This is a genomic window from Vibrio methylphosphonaticus (assembly GCF_023634655.1).
Lineage (GTDB): Bacteria > Pseudomonadota > Gammaproteobacteria > Enterobacterales > Vibrionaceae > Vibrio > Vibrio methylphosphonaticus.
This window is the reverse complement of sequence record NZ_JAMKMS010000008.1, coordinates 196,156-215,824: the sequence shown is the minus strand read 5'-3', so window position 1 is coordinate 215,824 and position 19,669 is coordinate 196,156. Positions and strand designations below refer to the sequence as shown.

12 protein-coding genes and 1 pseudogene are annotated in these 19,669 nt (G+C 44.5%); 3 read left to right on the top strand and 10 right to left on the bottom strand.

All coding sequences use genetic code 11. The features are described from left to right. Window positions 1-47: 47 nt before the first annotated feature. The 4 genes from M9196_RS11760 to M9196_RS11745 form a co-directional block, all read right to left on the bottom strand. On the bottom strand, window positions 48-722 hold the full coding sequence (locus M9196_RS11760) for an oligogalacturonate-specific porin KdgM family protein (protein WP_250617729.1): 675 nt from the start codon (window positions 720-722) through the stop codon (window positions 48-50). Between the two features lie 14 nt (window positions 723-736). After that, window positions 737-1,918 carry an alginate lyase family protein gene (locus tag M9196_RS11755; RefSeq protein ID WP_250617728.1) on the bottom strand — a complete coding sequence of 394 codons (1,182 nt, stop codon included), beginning with the start codon at window positions 1,916-1,918 and terminating at the stop codon, window positions 737-739. A gap of 211 nt (window positions 1,919-2,129) precedes the next feature. Further along, entirely contained in the window at window positions 2,130-4,130 is a 2,001-nt protein-coding gene (locus tag M9196_RS11750) for a glycoside hydrolase family 55 protein (RefSeq protein WP_250617727.1), read from the bottom strand. A 101-nt stretch (window positions 4,131-4,231) separates the two neighbouring features. Then, window positions 4,232-5,998 carry a sodium:solute symporter family protein gene (locus M9196_RS11745; protein ID WP_065677440.1) on the bottom strand — a complete coding sequence of 589 codons (1,767 nt, stop codon included), beginning with the start codon at window positions 5,996-5,998 and terminating at the stop codon, window positions 4,232-4,234. Between the two features lie 509 nt (window positions 5,999-6,507). Here M9196_RS11745 and M9196_RS11740 point away from each other — a divergent pair. The 3 genes from M9196_RS11740 to M9196_RS11730 all read left to right on the top strand — a co-directional run bounded on the left by M9196_RS11740 (window position 6,508) and on the right by M9196_RS11730 (window position 11,847). After that, the gene (locus M9196_RS11740; protein WP_250617726.1) at window positions 6,508-8,274 is read left to right on the top strand and encodes a sodium:solute symporter family protein; all 1,767 of its coding nucleotides are present in this window, start codon (window positions 6,508-6,510) and stop codon (window positions 8,272-8,274) included. 94 nt (window positions 8,275-8,368) lie between these two features. Beyond that, the gene (gene uxaC / locus M9196_RS11735) at window positions 8,369-9,811 is read left to right on the top strand and encodes a glucuronate isomerase (RefSeq protein ID WP_250617725.1); all 1,443 of its coding nucleotides are present in this window, start codon (window positions 8,369-8,371) and stop codon (window positions 9,809-9,811) included. Next, window positions 9,808-11,847 carry a heparinase II/III domain-containing protein gene (locus M9196_RS11730; RefSeq protein WP_250617724.1) on the top strand — a complete coding sequence of 680 codons (2,040 nt, stop codon included), beginning with the start codon at window positions 9,808-9,810 and terminating at the stop codon, window positions 11,845-11,847. Before uxaC ends, M9196_RS11730 begins: the two co-directional genes overlap by 4 nt. Before the next feature lie 992 nt (window positions 11,848-12,839). Here M9196_RS11730 and M9196_RS11725 read toward each other — a convergent pair. From M9196_RS11725 to M9196_RS11700, 6 genes and pseudogenes are all read right to left on the bottom strand, one after another. Then, window positions 12,840-13,042 (bottom strand): annotated as a pseudogene (locus M9196_RS11725) (transposase); the annotation flags it as partial. A 128-nt stretch (window positions 13,043-13,170) separates the two neighbouring features. Continuing rightward, window positions 13,171-13,611 (bottom strand): DUF411 domain-containing protein, encoded by a 441-nt coding sequence (locus M9196_RS11720; protein WP_237304580.1) that lies wholly within the window; start codon window positions 13,609-13,611, stop codon window positions 13,171-13,173. A 19-nt stretch (window positions 13,612-13,630) separates the two neighbouring features. After that, complete coding sequence (locus M9196_RS11715) at window positions 13,631-14,191, bottom strand: hypothetical protein (protein WP_248368445.1); 561 nt, start codon at window positions 14,189-14,191, stop codon at window positions 13,631-13,633. An 18-nt stretch (window positions 14,192-14,209) separates the two neighbouring features. Further along, window positions 14,210-14,764, bottom strand: coding sequence for a copper-resistant cuproprotein CopI (gene copI / locus M9196_RS11710; protein ID WP_182287720.1), 555 nt, complete (start codon window positions 14,762-14,764; stop codon window positions 14,210-14,212). A gap of 67 nt (window positions 14,765-14,831) precedes the next feature. Continuing rightward, the gene (locus M9196_RS11705; protein ID WP_250617723.1) at window positions 14,832-17,957 is read right to left on the bottom strand and encodes an efflux RND transporter permease subunit; all 3,126 of its coding nucleotides are present in this window, start codon (window positions 17,955-17,957) and stop codon (window positions 14,832-14,834) included. After that, on the bottom strand, window positions 17,957-19,666 hold the full coding sequence (locus M9196_RS11700) for an efflux RND transporter periplasmic adaptor subunit (RefSeq protein ID WP_250617722.1): 1,710 nt from the start codon (window positions 19,664-19,666) through the stop codon (window positions 17,957-17,959). The genes M9196_RS11705 and M9196_RS11700 overlap by 1 nt, the downstream gene beginning before the upstream one ends. Window positions 19,667-19,669 lie beyond the last annotated feature (3 nt).

Genomic DNA, 19,669 nt, shown 5'->3' with positions numbered 1-19,669 from the left:
ATTAACAAGCTAGCGTGGCCATACGGACAATCAATTACAGTAAACGTCTAGAAGCTATAAGTAATGCCGATACGGCTTCGTAGTTGACGATCGTTTGAAGAGCTCGATACCGAAACATTGGCGAACTCCACATATGGGCGCCAACTCCAGTCTTCGCCTTTATAGCCAAGTTTGAACATTGCGTCCCAGTTGGTGTCGCCGTTGTCAAACAACACTTGGTCATCCAAACCTTTCTCATAGTTCGCCTCTAAACCAAACTGAAAACCATTGTATTTATAATCAAGGTTAGCGGTGACTTTGCTCTTCTGTTCAGAAGAACGGTCATCAGAGAAGTTACGGAACTCATGGCGATAGCGAAGCTTGGTAACAAACCCTGACTCAAAAGAGTACTGAGCGCGAAGCTGAGGTTTATAGGTCACGTGACCAGGGAAGAACGTAATTGGCATACCTGGAATAAGCATCCAATTGTCATCAATTTTGTATTTGTAGCCGAAGTCGAATTCGTTGCCTTTCGATTGCCATTCTGAAAATGGTTTACCCTTTTGCATGGCTTCAACACCAAAATACATATTTCCAACGCCAGCACCAAGCTTCACGCGACTCGCATATGTTTCACTTTCGTGTTTATATTCTTGACGAAAGTCGAGAGATGCCGCAGAAATAGAGGCACTAGCAACCAATGCCACAACCGCAGTTGTAGCTATTTTATAGATCTTAGACAAAGTTTAATTCCTTTTTATTTGAATAGTAGATTTGCAACTTTCTTGCTATTTTCTTTTTCTTTACTCAGCTCAGAAATAGCATTGGTAAATACCGGCTCGCCATATACTTTCTGAGCATAAAGTAAATTCACATAGGCTTTCGAACCATCAAATCCTTTTAATTCTTTGTATTGCCATTTATCAGGTTGATTAGCATGTTTAGCTATATATTGATAACCTTTTTCTAAAGAGTGCTTATCGACTTCATAATTCCAAACGTCGATGCCAAGCTTGTCTCCAAAATGACCAAGGTGACTGTAGGCTTCTAGGTTAAAGTTTGAATAATGCCAAGGGCGAGTACGTTCGAGCTCTCCATGTTGACGACCATTCATATCAAACTGACTACCAATTCGGCGCATTTGAGTGATTCTCAGGCGCTGCTTTGCAATATCTTCTTGGCCGACAAAAATGGCAAAAGCAGCCACTTGTGCGTCATACCACGTACCATGATTGTTGTGCCAATTATCCTCTTCAAAGCCATGATTACTGGTTAGAAGCCATTGGTTAAATTCACTAAACCAAGTAACCATAGTCTGATAGTCTTTCGGATCAAGTTGCTCTTGCAAGATGTTGATACTATCCAGCACTGGGATGAGCAAGCGACTATCAATAATGCCAATACCGCGCCCATCAACAATTCCTGGGATTGCTTGAGCATGATTGAGGTTAGGGTTCATTCGTGTTTTTGGGTCGACAAACCATGCACTAAGCTGAGCTTTCGCTTTGTTTGCGTAAGCTTTATTGTCTGTGAAGTAGTAAGCAAGGCTCAGATCTGTCACATCTTTAGCAAAACGAATAAAACGCTGCTTGTCCGTTGCTGCGCTTTTGGTGGCCATATTATAATCGCCATCACGACGCACATAAGGTAAGCCATCTTCAGTATCTGGATTCGGCCACCAGTATGGTCCAAAGCTAAAATAATCGTGTTTGTCACCACTGGCTGGTAATAGTGTTTTGTTAGTCACCGGATCTATTGGTGCGTTAAGCGCCTTATCTGCTTTTTCAACTAATGCATCTATAGAGCCCTGTTTCATAGTTAAATGTTGCTTGTTATATTCAAGCGCTGCTTCATCATATGAGATGAAGTCAATATTACCCGCCATCACCCCCCAGGAAATAGCAAGAGAAATAGCAAGCATACTTTTACGAATCATCATAAACCTCCTTAATAAAACCAGAAACAATATTAATTGAAACGCCGGTTTAAAATACAGATCAAGATCACTTTATAATATACAACTCATATAAAAAGTGACAATTGTGATTTTGATCAACGATTAAATAATATGGAAGAAATGATGTTTCAATAAATATAAAAAAGGAGCTCTTTATGAGCTCCTTTTTTATATTTATTGAAACATCTGATATCTAATAAGCTCTAAATTTAACATACTGACAATTATTATTTGGTATCACTTTAACCAGCTTACCTGTTAGAGTATTATTGCTCACATAGTTTGATGTCACGTTAACTGAGCCGCTACCATCAATGCTGGATAACGTCCCCCTGAAATCACAACTATTATTTGCATCACTGTCCCACAATTGCACTGTCTTTCCTGCGAGATCTCTATCAATCGCTACACAGCTTGCTTGGGATAAGTCCAACTCCATTTTCTGCCCCCAACTATATTGGGTGACGACATCACACCCTTCAGACACAGGTGGATCGACTGGATCAACAGGCTCCTCTGGATCGACCCCCTCCGGAGGCCAAGAACCTCCAGCCACAGTGACACCAGAAGTTGGTATCTGCTGATGAACGCCCTCTGCCAACGCTTGATTCCAAGTCGCTATTGGCTCTTCATTAATATTGAGATGTTTGTACTGGCTGCCATCCCAATTGAGCGCGTACTCGACATCAGGTTCATCGAATAGCCCCCATCGAGTAATACTGTCACCCGAACTCTTTGCTTTCTCCAGTGTATTGTTGGTTAGGACATTATTAGGCCCTGTCGGTCCTGACCACTTACTGGCGTGGTCGCCGGAGCCAACCCAAATCGGTTGCCACGTTGACCCCGATTCTGGCGCCCCATTAGACCAACTGCGATGCTCGTACGGCACGGCGATATGATTTAAGCGAACCAAATTATTTCGCTCCCAGCCACCGTGGAAGTTCATATCAACATTCAGTGTATTGTGCTCGACGATATTTCCAGTCGCTGACCATTGGAGAGCGAGGTGTCGAATGTTACGAATATCGTTATTGTGGATCCAGCTGTTGTATAACTTAGAGCCACGAACATAGCCATTTCCGCCAGCCCCCTTATTCCACGAGCCGTCGATCGTGTTGTTGGAGATGGTGACTGCTTTGGCGAACTCACTGACAATAGGATGTGAACCGATCATGTCGATACGGACATTATCAACCCAGCCGTTATACGCCCACTTGAGAATGATGCCGTGAATCGCATCTTGTGCACATACGTTCTCATATCGATACAAGACGCCATTAGGGTTGCTCGCCGAAAACTGGTTGCGATTGTAGCCCTCACAATGGCTGCCTTTCGTGTCCATGGTTAGAAAGAAGTCTTGCAGACCAAAGTTTTCTACCGCACTGACTGGCATGACACGGCTGTTGTAACCACTCTCATTGTTTAGCGGAATATCAAACTCTAGACCGCCGTCAAGGGTGACCGAATTGTTGCCACTGTTTACCGCTGTCACTTTAAAAATCTGTGTGCGCATGTGACCGGTTTTTATGTGACTACCACTTCTTCTCGATTCTGGCACTTGCCCTTTATCCAAAAACGCTTTGTCGTTGGCGGCACCGACATAAATAAGATCGCCCTGACTAAACTCACCGGCTTTTCCTGATTCTAGTACAATGGTGTTGTCACCCATTTTTGCAGGTTGTGCAAACTCAATGCTGTGTTTCCAGTGGAAGTTGACGCTCCCCTCGTAAGCGGGTTCCTTGACATGCTTCTGTCGAGTTTCGACACGAAATACGCCAAAACCAGGCCAGTATTTCTTATCAAAATCAGGGGCGTTACTCGCATCCACACCATAAGGTGACCAAGACTTAACGACTATTTGAGTACCCGTGGCTGGATCGCTTCCCGCCCCTTTGATAACCAACCCTGACTTGTCAATATGGATTTCATCACTCAGGTTAATAGTGCCCTGTGGCAGTATTATCACCGTATTTTTACTCGTAGAAGCGGTAACCTCATTGTCAATAATGGCTTGCAGTGCAGCAGAATCATCGATGCCATCGTCGACGATAACACCGTGATCAACTGCGTAGATAGTATTTTGAAATGTCGTAGGTAACGTTGCGCCTTGTTTATAACCTGGAGCTGAAATGCCAGATGCGCTATATAGGGTTAGAGGAATAAGTATGGCGAGTGTGTTCACGTTCATTTTCACGTTTAGATCTCCCTTCCGCGTTTATTATGTACTTCTTTTAGTTACTGGTTAAAAAAAGGAGCTACTGTGAACTGCGTAGCTCCTCATGGGGGGGATTTGAATTATGTGGCGCTACTAGTCGTAAGCTTATCGGCTTGTTTTGCACTTTTCAGAAGCAAACTACCAACCGTCACAATGACCGCTCCACAGAAGACAAAGGCCATTCGTCCCCAGAATGGATTCGGGATGAGTACCATTAGCGTCACTAGAACACCAAATACAAGAATCAATTTGCCTAGCATGTTGCGTTGTTGACGATCCAGTTCATCTTGACCTGCTTCTTCTACTACAGGAGTAGCAACATCGCTCCAGAACTCAGTCAGTTCAGATTCACGTTCACCAACTGGCTCTTTGTAGAACTTAGTGGTTAGGCAGAAGAAACCACCCGTGATGAACAAGTGACCCATGATACCGAGTAGGACTTTTAGGTCTTTCGCTTCACGGCCCGTAAATGGCGTGTCTAAGTTCAGCCAGTTTGCTACAACATCGGCAGTAATCACGAAACTAACAAGGTAAGAGACAATAATACCGACAGCCAATGTTGCCCATGCCGCCCAATCTGGCGTCTTCTTGATGAAGATACCGAAGAATAATGGGACCAATATTGGCATCTGCAGTAGCGTACTGACGTACATCATCGCATCGAACAAGCTCAATCCACGAAGAGAGTTAATGAATAGGGCAACTGCGATAATCAGAGCACCAAACACCACAGTAACCACTTGGCTTACACGCATTAGTTTCTTGTCGTCAGCCTTTTTATCAATGATTGGTGCATAGAAGTTACGAACAAAGATACCGGAGTTACGGTTAAGGCCAGAGTCCATTGAAGACATGGTCGCGGCAAATACCGCAGACATAAGTAGGCCAACCATACCAACAGGCATCGCATTCTCAACGAATACCAAGTAAACCGCATCCGCTGCTTTTTTACCTAGCTGTGCTGCGTGCACTGTGGCTGCATCTGGGTAGATCACTGCCGACACCCAAGGAGGCAAGAACCAAATAGCAGGACCAATCAGCATAAGAACAAACGCAAGTAGCGCGGCTTTACGAGCATTGGTCGAATCTTTAGCTGTTAAGAATCGATAAGAGTCCTGCATGTTGTTGATGTTTTGAAGCTGCTTCACGAACATGAAGATGAACCATGCCACGAACAACAGCGGATAGTTCATATTTGAACCCATGATCGAATCCGCAGGGAACTGTTCAATTAGGTTCGTAGGACCACCTATCTTAATTAGAGCGGCAACAGCACATACTACGGTCACGGCCATAATGACCACCATCTGAACAAAGTCGGATGCTACAACACCCCACGCGCCGCCGATAACAGAAATAAACAGGACGATTAGACCTGTAACAACGATTGTTGTCTCAATATCTACTTTGAATACCGCGCTGACAAACAGTGCCAAACCATTTAGCCAAATACCGGTATAAACGATGCTGGTTGGCATGGTCGCCCAAGTAAATACTTGCTCATTTGTAGCACCAAAACGACGACGAACGCCTTCAATCGGTGTTACGACTCGCATTTGGCGAAAACGGTATGAAAAGAATAACCAAGAAAGTAAAAAGCCAAATGCGTTAGCCATAAATACGACCATAATGGGAAAACCATCGGTAAAGGCTTTACCTGCCGCTCCCGTAAAGGTCCAAGCACTAAATTGCGTCATAAAGGCAGTTGAGCCGACCATCCACCAGAGCATTTTACCACCGCCTCGAAAGTAGTCACTGGTAGAACTACCTGCGAAACGTTTAAAGATGACGCCTATCGCTATCATAAAGATAAAGTAAACGCCCACGACGAGCATATCGACATTCATTCTGAACTCCTTTTACATTTTATATATTTTTAGACTAATTTTTAAAACTCCGTTTCATTATTAAACAAATGACGTTTTTATAAAGTCCAGCCAGGTTATTATGTGAGCTATGTAACTAATTATCTCTAACTGTGTGATTTTGTGTTACCGCGATCAAAGAATGTGCAACAGGCAAGATCAACCGTTTCTTATATGGTTGTAGGTAACTCATTTATTAACCCATGACTCACCCTTTATTGTATGTATCACCAAGTAAGATAAGGCACAGTGTGCGTTTACTATTGGATGAGTAGCGAGCCAACTCCGACTTAATAAGCACATAAGCGTAGACAAGATAGGGGGCTGAAAAACCTAATAAGAAAAAGTCACAGTCAACATAAAAAAATGAAAAATCGTTTCATTCATCACAAAAACCCACAGTTCGTTGGTAATTGCGACGCTGCAAATGCAATAATGAACCATCGTTTTAATTTCTATCTAATCAATTTTTCATTTTAGAGGTAAGTTTTATGAATATTGACATTGTTGTTGTCGGTGTCTACTTCGTCTTCATGATCGCTGTAGGTGTCATATTCAAGCGTCTATCAGGCAGCTCGACCAGTGACTACTTTCGCGGGGGCGGTAAAATGCTCTGGTGGATGGTCGGCTCAACTGCCTTTATGACTCAGTTCAGCGCTTGGACGTTCACCGGGGCAGCAGGTAAAGCATTTACCGATGGCTTCCCTATCATGGTTATTTTCATGGCCAATGCGTTCGGTTTTTTGCTGTCTTGGCTGTTTTTCTCCTACCGCTTCCGTCAAATGCGTGTTGTCACTCCAGTAGAAGGGGTGCGTCGCCGCTTTGGCACGACAAACGAACAGGTATTTACATGGGCAACCATGCCAACCAGCATTGTTTACACTGGTATTTGGCTAAACGGTCTAGCGCTGTTTGTTAGTGCCGTTTTCAATATCGACATCGAAACGACCATCGTCATCACCGGTCTGATTGTTCTATTTATTTCCGTGATCGGCGGTTCTTGGGGTGTGGTTGCGTCCGACTTTGTGCAAATGGTTGTAATCATGGCGGTAACTGTCGTATGTGCCGTTGCAGCTCTCATCAAGATTGGAGGTCCAAGCAACTTAATTGAGCAATTCCCAGCAGACTCAATAATGGGTGCGAACATGAACTACCCGCTACTGTTCGTAGCATGGTTCATCTTCATGTTTGTGAAACAGCTTCAAAACATCAACAACATGCAGGATTCTTACCGATTCTTGACCGCTAAAGACTCCACCAATGCGCGCAAAGCGGCACTGTTGGCGTTTGTTCTTATGCTGATTGGCCCTGCGATTTGGTTTATGCCACCATGGGTAACGGCTGTCCTTTACCCTGACGCTGCGCTAGTACACGCTGACGCGCTCGGCGGCAAAGCAGCGGATGCCGTTTATCTTGTGTTCGTTGAGCGTGTCATGCCAGTGGGTATGGTAGGCCTTCTAATGTCAGCTGTTTTTGCCGCGACCATGTCATCAATGGACTCAGGTCTTAACCGTAATGCTGGCGTCTTCGTTCGTAACTTCTACAGCCCAATCATCAATAAGAATGCATCTGAGAAAAAACTGATGCGTGTTAGCCAAGGCGTCACTATAGTGTTTGGTGCTCTGATTATCGCAGTTGCACTATTCATCAACTCCCTTCGTGAATTGAGCCTATTTGATGCCATGATGTACGTAAGTACATTGCTACAAATGCCTATCCTAGTTCCACTGTTCTTTGGCATGTTCGTTAAGAAGACGCCTGATTGGGCAGCTTGGGCTACGCTAACAGTCGGCATGGTGGTCTCTTATATGGTGAGTTTTGTCATCACACCAGATGTCATCGCGAACCTTCTAGGTATCGAGGGTGGCTTCACTAGCCGTGAGGCGGCAGACTTGACGGTAATGAATGGCATCATCGGTCACCTTGTATTCACTGGCGGATTCTTCTGTCTAACCACTAAGTTCTATAAAGAGCCACAAGGCGAACGTAAAACGGAACTTAATGAGTTTTGGACTGACGTTGCTACGCCTGTCATCGAGGAAGAAGGACAAGATGCCGTCGACCGCCAACAGCGCAGCATGCTTGGTAAGCTCATCTTAATCTTCGGTTCGTTAGTTATCTGTATGGTACTGATACCAAACCCATTCTGGGGTCGCATGGCATTTTTGTTCTGTGGCGGCGTGGTACTCACTGTTGGTGCTTTACTGTTAAAAAGCGCCAAGGATACCAAAGTAGTGGACCTACAGACTCAAAGTTAGCGTAATGACAAGGGGCTGGCCACCAGCCCCTATTTTGCGTTTAGCAATCCACTCGTCACCGCTAACACCGTTGAGTTTTCAAAAGTATTTCGAGATGAAACCCATGAACCAATACATTCACGACGATTTTCTTTTAACCTCAGATTTGGCTCGCCGCTTGTTCCATGACTACGCCAAAGCTATGCCGATAATTGATTATCACAATCACCTAGATGCGAAACAGATTTGGGAAAACCATCGCGCGAGTAACATCGCTGAATGCTGGCTGCATAGTGATCACTATTTATGGCGAGCGATGCGCAGCAATGGAATTGAAGAACACTATATAACCGGCGATGCGCCCGACAAGAAAAAGTTCGAGAAATGGTGTCAAACCGCCCCTTATCTTCTCGGCAACCCGCTTTATCAGTGGTCTCACCTAGAGCTGGAGCGTTTCTTCAACTGCTCACTATTATTAAACCCGGACAATTGCGATGCCATTTGGTCACACTGTGAAGCCGAACTTGCCACATCTAGGCTCACAACTCAGAGTGTGTTGAAGCAGTGTCATGTCACTACGCTTTGCACTACAGATTCACCGCTCTCCGATCTTCACTATCACAAACTGATTGCCGAGTCCGACTTTGACGTTGAGGTGCTCCCTACATTCAGAGCAGACGACCTATTTGCGTTTGGATCGCCAAGTGCTTTTCGCAAGATGATTGATACATTAAGCACGATGACCTCTTTGCATATTGCATCCATCAATGACTTTCTCAATGCGATTTCAAAGCGAATCGAAGCATTCCATAACGCTGGCTGCCGACTATCCGATCTTGGACTCACTCAAGTGCATTTTGCACATTGCTCACATAATTCCGCTCATCAACTATTTGAAAAGCTGCTAACAGGGAAAGTGCTTAAAGATATCGAAAGCAAACAACTTAGCTCTTTTCTGTTCAACCAGTTAGGTCAGCACTACCATAGCCGTGGCTGGGCAATGCAACTCCACATTGGTGTATTGATTAACGTTAACGAACGCAGAAAACAGGAGCTTGGCGGTGGCACCGGATTTAGCGTGATGAATGATCGCCTTATTGCCGAAAATCTAACCCAGCTTCTCAGTCAATTAGATTTAACCAACCAGCTACCAAAAACGGTGCTTTACAGCATCAATCCAAATCACAATGCACTACTTAGTTGCATTGCCGGTGCTTTTCAAGACAGTGACTCCGCCGCTGGAAAAGTCCAATTTGGCGCAGCATGGTGGTTTAACGACCATAAAGACGGCATGGAAGCCCAGCTCACCACATTAAAGAACTTAGGTGCTCTAGGCCGGTTCATAGGTATGTTGACCGACTCTCGCAACGTATTTTCGATGAGTCGCCACGAATATTTCCGCCGTGTACTTTGTAATCAACTCGCCGCTTGGGTCGAAAATGGAGAGCTTCCAAATAGTGAAGCGCTACTGAAAGACACCATAGAAAACATCTGTTATTACAATGCAGAGCGCTACTTTAATTTTCCTCAATCCAGACTCACAGGAGATGCTCAATGATCCAGTTTAGCGAACAACAAATTCAATCCATCAAACAGCGCGCTTCTGAGCAAACTATCGCCCAACTCATAGAAGACAATCATGTTGTGCTCAATAGCGATACCTTGGTTCCGCCCGACGGTCGTGCGACCTGGAACCTGTATTACTTTTGCCCTGAGCATGGCGTTCGCCTAACGTGGGATCGTGAAAAGCCACTCTCGCACTGCTGCCCAGTTGATGGTAAAGCGTTCACGGGTGAACCATATGATGGCGCCTGGTGGCGATGGCTAAATGGCCTGAATGCAAAAGCGTGCTACGATCTTGGCTTGCTTTGGAAACTGACTGGAGAACAACGTTTCTTCGATAAGGTTAAAGACATCTTGCTTCAATCCGCTAAATACTATCCGGACTACGAAGTTCATGGTGGCATCCCCTACAACGGTCCTGGCAAAGCGAATGCACAGACTTTATGTGAGGCAAACTGCCACTTGGATCTTGCTCGCGGTTATGACTTCATTCGTGAGCAACTGTCACTCGACGAGCAGTCATACATCGAGCAGCGCCTACTTCGTGAAGGGGCTGAGTTTTTGATGGAATACCGAACTGACCAGCTACACAACCATGAAATGAAAATCAACGCCACCATTGGTGTGATTGGGTTGATCCTCGAAGAGAGCCGCTACATCGATTTTGCTCTGAATACTAACTACGGTATCCACTATCAACTTAACCACGGCTGCTCAGAAGAGGGAATGTGGTTTGAGGGCTCAATTCACTATCACTACTACGCCTTACAAGCGCTGTTAAACTTTGAAAAAATCGCCTACTCAACGCCTCATTCCGTGAGCTCCAACTCTAACTTTGTTAAGATGCTCAAGTTTCCACTAAACTTGGTACTTAATACGGGCGACTTCCCGCGTCTCAATGACTGTATTGCCGGCCAAGAGCGCATTACTCACTCACACCTGTTTGAGTTTGCCTACGCGCAGTACCCTTGTGATGAGTTTGCGAGTGTTCTTACTAGCATCTATCAAAATATCTCAAGAGATAACATCGATGCTCTACTTTACGGTGTAGATGAACTTCCAAAGGCTGCGCCACTGCAATGTCAATCTATCCACACCGCTCAGGCGGGCGTGACGATTCATTACGACCAAAGCAATGATCATTCTCTGCTTGTTAAGCACAGTCCTTATGGTGGCGAACACGATCACTACGATCGATTAGGCTTGATCATTGTTCGCAATGGCAAAGAGATACTGCCCGATCTCGGTACCACCGGGTATGGCGCAGAGCTGCATTACGGCTATTACAAGAATACCGCTACGCACAACACCCTTGTTGTGAATCAGCAGAACCAATCGCCAATCGATCCAACGTTACTTCACTTCTCTGACTCTCCAATTTGCAAAGTCATAGATACGCTTGCCGATTGGAATCAACCAGCAGCAGAAGTCGATAGCCACACCATCGAGCAGTGGGATAGCCAGTCATATCAGAACGTCATGTTCAGGCGTATCTTGTTCTGTGTTGGCGAAGCGTATGTAGAAGCAAACCTGATAGCCAATCCGCATCAGCAACAGTTGGATTTGACCTACCATATTCGCGGTGAACATACCGAAATGGACAGCTATGAGGTTTGCGCTAACCCGTTGCCAGGCGCACTAAACCGAATGACCAATACACGTCAGTTGAGTTCGGTTTCAGCGCACTCCCATCGCTACGCCATTGAAGGACAAACGCCATTTAGCCAAAAAATGGTATTCAGTTCGCCGTGTGATATCTTGATTGGTGAAGCGCCAGATAACCCAGCAACATCAAACCTCGCGTATACTCTGGTTCGCTCCAATGCGACCATGCTAAACACCATGGTACTTCACGACCTATCGCAAAATGCAGATCTTCTGCTTGAAGATATCTCTTGGAGCGACACCGAAATCACATTCAGTATCAACCAAGATGGAAACAAAACCACCATCACCTACAATTTGTATTCGCATTCTTTGCGAACTCAAAGTTGGCAGCCTGAAAGCTTCAATCTGGCGCTCAACGAATAACGATAAGGCCAGCTCTTTCACCAAGAGCTGGCTATATTTTTCTCGGTATCCTCAGTTAACTATTTGTCACCAATACACAAAACCTCTAACCAAAGACAGCACTTTCGATATTATCGCTTTCACCCAAGCACAACGCCCGTTTTGAATAAGACACCAACTTTAGTAGCCAAGAGCTTGACCTATATTTGACTTTACTTCACTACATTATCCGAGCATAAACACTTACTTTCCTTGGTTATTATGTTGATACTGTCTTAATGGCTCTGTCTAAAGTTTCAATCCATGCGGTCTCATACTCACTTTCAATTTTAAGCACGGTTTCACCATCGACGTTTTGGTACTGAAAGGATGTTTAACTTCCACCACCACTGAACAATGATCTTCGTTTACTGAGAAGTCCCAACGAACACTTTTCTCGGAGCAAGCTCTCATTACGCGAGCGAGCCAGCCCGTCCTACCACCCTCAGAAAAACCTAATAATCTATTTTCATCTAAACGTTTTTGGTCTTTCTTATTGAGTGACTTATCTGCATCTGACATAAAAAAACCTCCGACTAAGCGAAACTTAGCAGGAGGTTAAAAAACGACCAGACTTTATTGTAACTGATCAATCTTTATTGTCTTTCGACACCCATTGTCGAAGGACATTAAAGTTTGAAACTTTTCTCTCCTGTAAGGTTTAATACCAAGTAGCTCTAGATACAAAAAGTGACAATAAAGTTTGAAACTAAATTGATCAATAACCTTCTGTACAACAGAATTATGACAGTAAAGTTTGAAACTTTTTGAGCGTTACAAGAGACAGTCCTTTCTAATCATTTAGTGGTTGGTCAACCCGAGTCTCGCTTAACAAACTTTTGGATAAAGCGGAATGATGGGGGCTCGTTGCAGTTAGTGTAAGTGCTGCTTTTAATTAACTTAACAACCACCTACTAAAGTAGGTGGGTTAGTATTGCGGACTGAAAGTCCGGATACGGGTCAAAGACCCGTTGTTAGTCGTTTTCAGTTCGAAAGTTATCTTCGACCTTCGGCTCAAAATGATGCTCTAGATATTCTTCGATCATTGTTTCACTTGGATCCGTTCGGTGGCTAATACCAAAAGATGCACGTGATCTTTGCTGACCCCTTTGAGTATGTCGATTTCAAACATTTGACATACTTGCCTGATTAGCTCTCGTGCTTTCAATCCAACTTCAACTATGTGCAAAGCTGTAAAGTATCATAGCTAAAGCTGACCGACTAAAGTCGGTGGTTTTAACCTTCTAGGAGACTAATAAAAGAGCTCCTCTCTTACCTCAAGAGCCCAAAATGCTTAATCGACTTTTAGTACTTATTGTACAGCTTCATGTGACCTGTCTTGTCAAAAGACACCACATTAAAGCCGTTATACTCTTGCCCTGGTCGTGCCATTCCCGGCGAATGCTGCGGCATACCAGGAGCGGCAATTCCTGAAATATTTTCAGGTTTCTCCTCAAGCAAACGTTTGATATCAGACTCAGGAACATGCCCTTCAATCATATAGCCATCAATGACAGCTGTATGGCAGGACATCAGTTGATTAGGCATACCAAACTCTTGTTTGACATCACTCCAATCACGAGCATGGTTAACATTCACTTCATAGCCTTTCTTCTCCATAATTGCAGCCCATTCCTTGCAGCAACCACAAGTAGGCGATTTATAAAGCTCAATAACAGGCTTAGCAAAGACGTTAAAACTCAAAATCAAAGATGAAAGTGCAATAAGTCTCAATTTTTTACTCATAAAGTTACCTAACTAAAATCTATTTTACGTTAATACTGACGGCTTCATCGCCATAACTCAGCTCATATACTCCCTTTTCAGGAAGCCACTCAAAGTACTGAGTTTCATACGGCTCTACACGCAGTGTTAAATGTTTACCAGCCAAAGGGGAGAGATCAATTGACATCGACTCAAACGTTTTATTTAGTACCACCAACTGACTCTTCTCACCGCTATCTATAGAGACTGAAAGCAGCGCCCCTTTGGTGCCTTCATACATCCAATCCACTAATTGAAACGCTCCAAGATACTCCATGTAATCTGCTAGGTTTATCTTATCCTGTTCACTTAGTGCATCGCCTAAAAGCTTCATTGTTTGTTCATACTCTAGGCTATATTTCAGATCATTTAAGGAGCGACCTCTGATGTTCCCACCAACGTTACCTCCCCCTTGACCGTATAGCCCATGACACGCAATACATCCATATCCACCTACAGTACGAAAAGTGGACTCACCGGCAGAAATTGAGCCTTCCGAAGCATAGGTATGCAAGCTCACACTAAACATACCCGCTAGCATGAATGAGCGCTTTAACATCATTAAACTCCTTTATAGCGCCTATAAACTCACTTTTTTAATCATGCCTGCTTCTGCATGCCCTGGAATATTGCATGCAAATTCAACCTTGCTATCCCCGTGGAAGTGCCAAAACAACTGCTTAGCTTTACCCGGTTTTACTGTAACTGCATTCCCAGAATCATGCATATGATGAGGCATTTTCTTCATCATTTCTCGATGTTCAAGTTGCTCTTTCGCTGAACCAATAGTGAACTCGTGATCAATCTTGCCAGCATTCATAACCACAAATTGAACTACATCATTCGGTTCAATTTGTACTTCTTTTTTGAACTTGATTGTCATGTCATCTGCCAACACAACATGGACCACTTTATCTGGCTTTGCACCTGTTGCTGGCATACCAACATCCAACATTCCCTCCATATTCATCATAGAGTGATCCATTTTTGAATGGTCCATATCTCCATTATTCATATTACTGTGGTCCATGCTCTCACGGTTCATAGAACCGTGGTCCATCTTTGAATGATCCATCTCTGCCATAGCTGACGCTGCTGTCATTGAAAGTAATACGGCTAGTAGTGTCTTTTTCATGGTTATATTCCTTACTATTTCATTAATAAGTTTACGGGCTAAGTTCGTTCTTAGCCCGAATGTGTGTTTAGTCGTGTTTCAGTTCGCGTGTTTTCCAAAGCTTGAAAATCGCTGGAAGAACAAGAAGTGTGAGTAGCAGAGCCGATGCCATGCCACCAATCATTGGAGCAGCGATACGCTGCATTACCTCAGAGCCTGTCCCCTCACCGTACATGATTGGGATCAAACCGATAATCACAGTAAGTACCGTCATCATTACCGGGCGAACGCGCAAGCCAGCGCCTTCTTGAATCGAGTTACTTAAATCCTCTTCATTCAGTGATTTGCCCTGCTCTTTGGCATCCAATTTGGTGTAGTGCCATGCTTGGTTGAGGTACACCAACATGATGACCCCGATCTCAACAGCAACTCCAGCTAGAGCAATAAAACCAACGCCTACCGCAATTGAGAAGTTGTAACCAAGGTAATGCATGAGCCACAAGCCACCTACCATGGCTAACGGCAGAGTCAGCATGATGATCATCACCTCACCAACACGTCGGAAGCTGAAGTAAAGCAACAGCATGATGATGGCAATCGTAATTGGCACGACGACACCCAAGCGCTCTTTCGCACGCTCCATGTATTCATATTGACCTGACCATGCAATTGAATAACCTGCAGGCATATCAAGTTGCTCTGCAACCGCCTGTTTTGCTTCCTCAACGTAAGAGCCTAAATCTCGACCATCGATATCAACAAACACCCAACCATTTGGACGAGCATTCTCTGTTTTAATCATTGGTGGTCCATCTTCATAGCGCACATCAGCCACATCAGCTAAGGCAATTCTAGCGCCACTAGGGGTAACTAATGGCAGTTGCTTTAGCTTAACGACTGAGTCACGGTAATCTTGTGGATAACGGACATTAATTGGATAACGCTCAAGACCCTCAATGGTTTCTCCAACGTTCATACCACCGACAGCGGTAGAAACTACCTGTTGTACCTCTTTGATGTTAAGACCGTACCGAGCTGCCGCTGTTCGATTGATGTCAATAGTGACATAGCGACCACCGGCAACACGCTCTGCGTATACAGAAGCAGTGCCGGCAATATTGTTAAGAATAGGTTCTAGTTGAGCACCTATCTTCTCAATTTCAGCTAAATCACTTCCAGCTATTTTTATTCCAATTGGAGTTTTGATACCGGTTGCCAACATATCGATGCGCGTCTTTATAGGCATCACCCATGCGTTAGTTAAACCAGGAAATTGAATCAAGTCATCAAACTCTTTTCGTAGCGACTCAGTTGTCACGCCCTCACGCCACTGATCACGCGGTTTAAGCTGAATAACGGTTTCAATCATAGTTAAGGGAGCAGGGTCTGTCGCAGTGTCAGCACGACCGACTTTACCCCATGTTGTCTGTACTTCGGGTACCGTCTTAATTAGCTTGTTTGTCTGCTGAAGCAACTCTCGCGCTTTACCAATAGAAATACCTGGATAGGTGGTTGGCATATACATCAAGTCACCCTCATCAAGAGGAGGAATGAACTCACTACCGAGCTTCATTGTTGGATAATAAGCAGACCCCATAAGAGCAATAGCCAATACAATCATGCTTTTCGGGTGCTTGAGACTAATATTCAGTAAGGGCTTGTAAAGGGCAATTAGACCTTTATTAATAGGGTTCTTGTTCTCTGGTAATATTTTACCGCGAACAAGATATCCCATGAGCACCGGCACTAACGTAATAGCAAGGCCGGCTGCTGCCGCCATTGCATAAGTTTTAGTAAAGGCGAGTGGCGAGAACATCTTGCCTTCTTGACCTTCCAATGCGAATACAGGAACAAAACTTAGCGTGATGATCAGTAGCGAGAAGAACAGCGGTGCACCAACCTCTTGCGCCGCATCACCAATCACTTGCCATCGGTTTTTGTCAGTCAATGGAGTCCGTTCAATGTGCTTATGTACGTTTTCTATCATAACGATAGCACCGTCTACCATTGCACCTATCGCGATTGCAATCCCTCCTAGCGACATGATATTGGCGTTGATACCTTGCCAATGCATGACAATAAAGGCTCCTAAAATACCGACAGGGAGACTCAATGCGATAACGAGCGAAGACCGAATATGGAATAGGAACAACGCACATACAATAGCGACAACAATGAACTCTTCTGCAAGCTTTTTCCAAAGGTTCTCAACCGCTGCATTGATTAACGTAGAACGATCGTAAGTAGCCACTATCTCAACACCATCAGGCAAGCTACCCTGAAGCTCGTTTAGCTTATCCTTAACATTATTGATCACTTCGCTCGCGTTTTCTCCAAAACGCATGACAATTACGCCACCTACGGCTTCGCCCTCTCCATTTAATTCAGAGATTCCTCGTCTCATCTGTGGTCCGAGGTCAATATCAGCAACGTCACCTAATAATAGGGGGGTTCCTTTTTTGCTTACCTTGAGTGGAAGCGCTTTAATGTCATCAATACTAGACAAGTAACCAGTGGTTCGAACCATGTGCTCAGCTTCAGCAACTTCTACTACAGACGCGCCACTTTCTTGGTTACCATTTTGAATAGCCATATTGACTTGTTGTAAGGTAAGGTCATATGCGCGTAATTTAGCCGGATCAATTTGTACTTGGTACTGTTTAACCATACCGCCAACAGTTGCAACCTCAGACACCCCATCAACAGTTTGCAGCTCATATTTCAAGAACCAATCTTGTAAGCTACGCAGTTCAGCAAGGTCATGCTTTCCAGTTTTATCTTGCAATACATAATTATAAATCCAGCCCACACCTGTCGCATCTGGACCCAGTGTTGGCTTAGCGCTTGGGGGAAGGTTTGGCGCAACTTGACTTAAATATTCAAGCACTCGCGAACGTGCCCAATACATGTCTGTTTTGTCATTGAAGATGATATACACATAGGAATCACCAAAGAACGAATATCCACGAACAGTTTCAGCGCCAGGAACCGCAAGCATCGCCGTTGTCAGAGGATACGTAACTTGGTCTTCCACCACTTGGGGTGCCTGACCCGGGTAACTTGTTTTTATGATCACTTGCACATCTGATAAATCAGGTAAGGCATCTACAGGAGTGTTTTTTACGCTATAAAGCCCACCAAATACGAGGGCAAAAGTGGCTACCAACACTAAGAAGCGATTGTTGATAGACCAGCGAATAATGGCACCTATCATTACTTATCCTCACTTTTAACTAACTCTTTGAGAAGATAATCGGATCCTTGTTTCTCAACTAGAAACCGAACTTTGTCACCCTCCTGAAAACCTGAGAGTTCAAAGTCACCACCGACTGAAAAGTTGAGCTCACCTGCATCCCAGGACCAATCAGCCACAGGGGCATGATTTAGTGTCACCATACCAAAGTCCGCCATTAACATAGAGACATCACCGTCTATCCATACTTCTGTATTTATGCTCAGCTCACTTACTTTGTAATCAACGATTTCATATTGACCCGATTCAGATTTTTTCATTTCAAAGTCGATCATTTTCCCCTTTGAAAGTGGTTCCATTTCAACGAGCTCTGACACCATAAAGTTCATGGTCATCCCGGGCCAATCCCACTCTGGAACAGGCTTATGATTAATCGTTAGCATCCTATGTCCAACCATTACATCGGTAATTTCACCTGTTGCCCACGCCGTTTCGGCAGTTGGCTCAACACCATTGATTCTGGATAGATCGGCAGACTGACTTGATTCAGAGTCCAACATGAAGTGCGCGGACGTAACAACACGATCTCCTCGTTGCATTCCCTTTATGACCTCAATCTTGTCAGCGGACTCACGACCAACTTCAATTCTGGCAGAGCGATATTTTCCTTCCCCCTCAGCCAGAACCACGCGAGTCATACCGCCAGAGCGGATGACTGAGGAACGTGGAATGGTTAACACTTCATCACTTGATACCGGTTTTAGCGCGACGTTAGCGAACATATTCGGCTTAAGTTCACCTTGTGGATTATCGAATCGAAGGCGGACACGCAATGTACGCGTACTAGGGTCAAGAATGGGATAGACATAATCCACTTCACCATTCCATTCTCCACCTGGTAAGGCATCCAATGTCATAGATGCTTGACTGCCTTGTTTAATCCAATGGGATTGACGTTCAAAGACTTCTGCATCTACCCATACTTGATTCAAAGGACCTGCGCTGATCACCGCTTGAGCTGGAGAAAGGTAGCCACCTTCACGAATATTGAGGCTTGCAATAACGCCGTCTGCCGGTGCTTTAATTTCAATGGTTTGTGACGCTTTACCTCGACGGGCGATGGATTTAATTTGATTGCGGTCAACCCCCAAACTGATCAAACGATCGGTAGCACCTTGTATCATTCCTTTACGTTGGGTCTTATAGGCACTGATCAGTTCTTCTTGTGCTTTTACAAGCTCTGGGGAATACAGAGTGAACAGCGTGTCACCTTGATTCACTTTTTCACCAACGGCATTGATATAAAGCTTTTCAACCCAACCCGATACTCGAACATTGGTCTGCCAAAGTTGACTCTCATCAAAGGCGACATAACCGACAGTTTCGATGCGTGGTGCAAGGACCTCTTGCTTTACGGTATCTGTTTTTACACCGAGGTTATTTTCAACCGCAGGATCGATTTTTACTGTTCCAGGCTTGTCGTTACTACCATTGAGGTCATCAGCATACACAGGAATAAGATCCATCCCCATAGGCGACTTTCCCGGTTTATCTCGCTGATAGTTTGGGTCCATCGGTGCGACCCAATACAGTGGTTCATCACTTGATTTAGACTCAGAAACTGTCATTCCAACCATGTTATAGTTCATGCCTGAAAGGTAAATATTCGCTCCATAACCCAATGCGCTGCCGATTAGTAACGCTAGGCTTGCAACTTTAAATGTACTCATCTT

Coding starts and splice junctions, on each gene's coding strand:
- uxaC (WP_250617725.1), top strand. CDS start 8,369: ATGAAACCCATGAACCAATACATTCACGACGATTTTCTTTTAACCTCA.
- copI (WP_182287720.1), bottom strand. CDS start 14,764: ATGAAAAAGACACTACTAGCCGTATTACTTTCAATGACAGCAGCGTCA.
- M9196_RS11755 (WP_250617728.1), bottom strand. CDS start 1,918: ATGATGATTCGTAAAAGTATGCTTGCTATTTCTCTTGCTATTTCCTGG.
- M9196_RS11745 (WP_065677440.1), bottom strand. CDS start 5,998: ATGAATGTCGATATGCTCGTCGTGGGCGTTTACTTTATCTTTATGATA.
- M9196_RS11720 (WP_237304580.1), bottom strand. CDS start 13,611: ATGAGTAAAAAATTGAGACTTATTGCACTTTCATCTTTGATTTTGAGT.
- M9196_RS11730 (WP_250617724.1), top strand. CDS start 9,808: ATGATCCAGTTTAGCGAACAACAAATTCAATCCATCAAACAGCGCGCT.
- M9196_RS11700 (WP_250617722.1), bottom strand. CDS start 19,666: ATGAGTACATTTAAAGTTGCAAGCCTAGCGTTACTAATCGGCAGCGCA.
- M9196_RS11740 (WP_250617726.1), top strand. CDS start 6,508: ATGAATATTGACATTGTTGTTGTCGGTGTCTACTTCGTCTTCATGATC.
- M9196_RS11705 (WP_250617723.1), bottom strand. CDS start 17,957: ATGATAGGTGCCATTATTCGCTGGTCTATCAACAATCGCTTCTTAGTG.
- M9196_RS11715 (WP_248368445.1), bottom strand. CDS start 14,191: ATGATGTTAAAGCGCTCATTCATGCTAGCGGGTATGTTTAGTGTGAGC.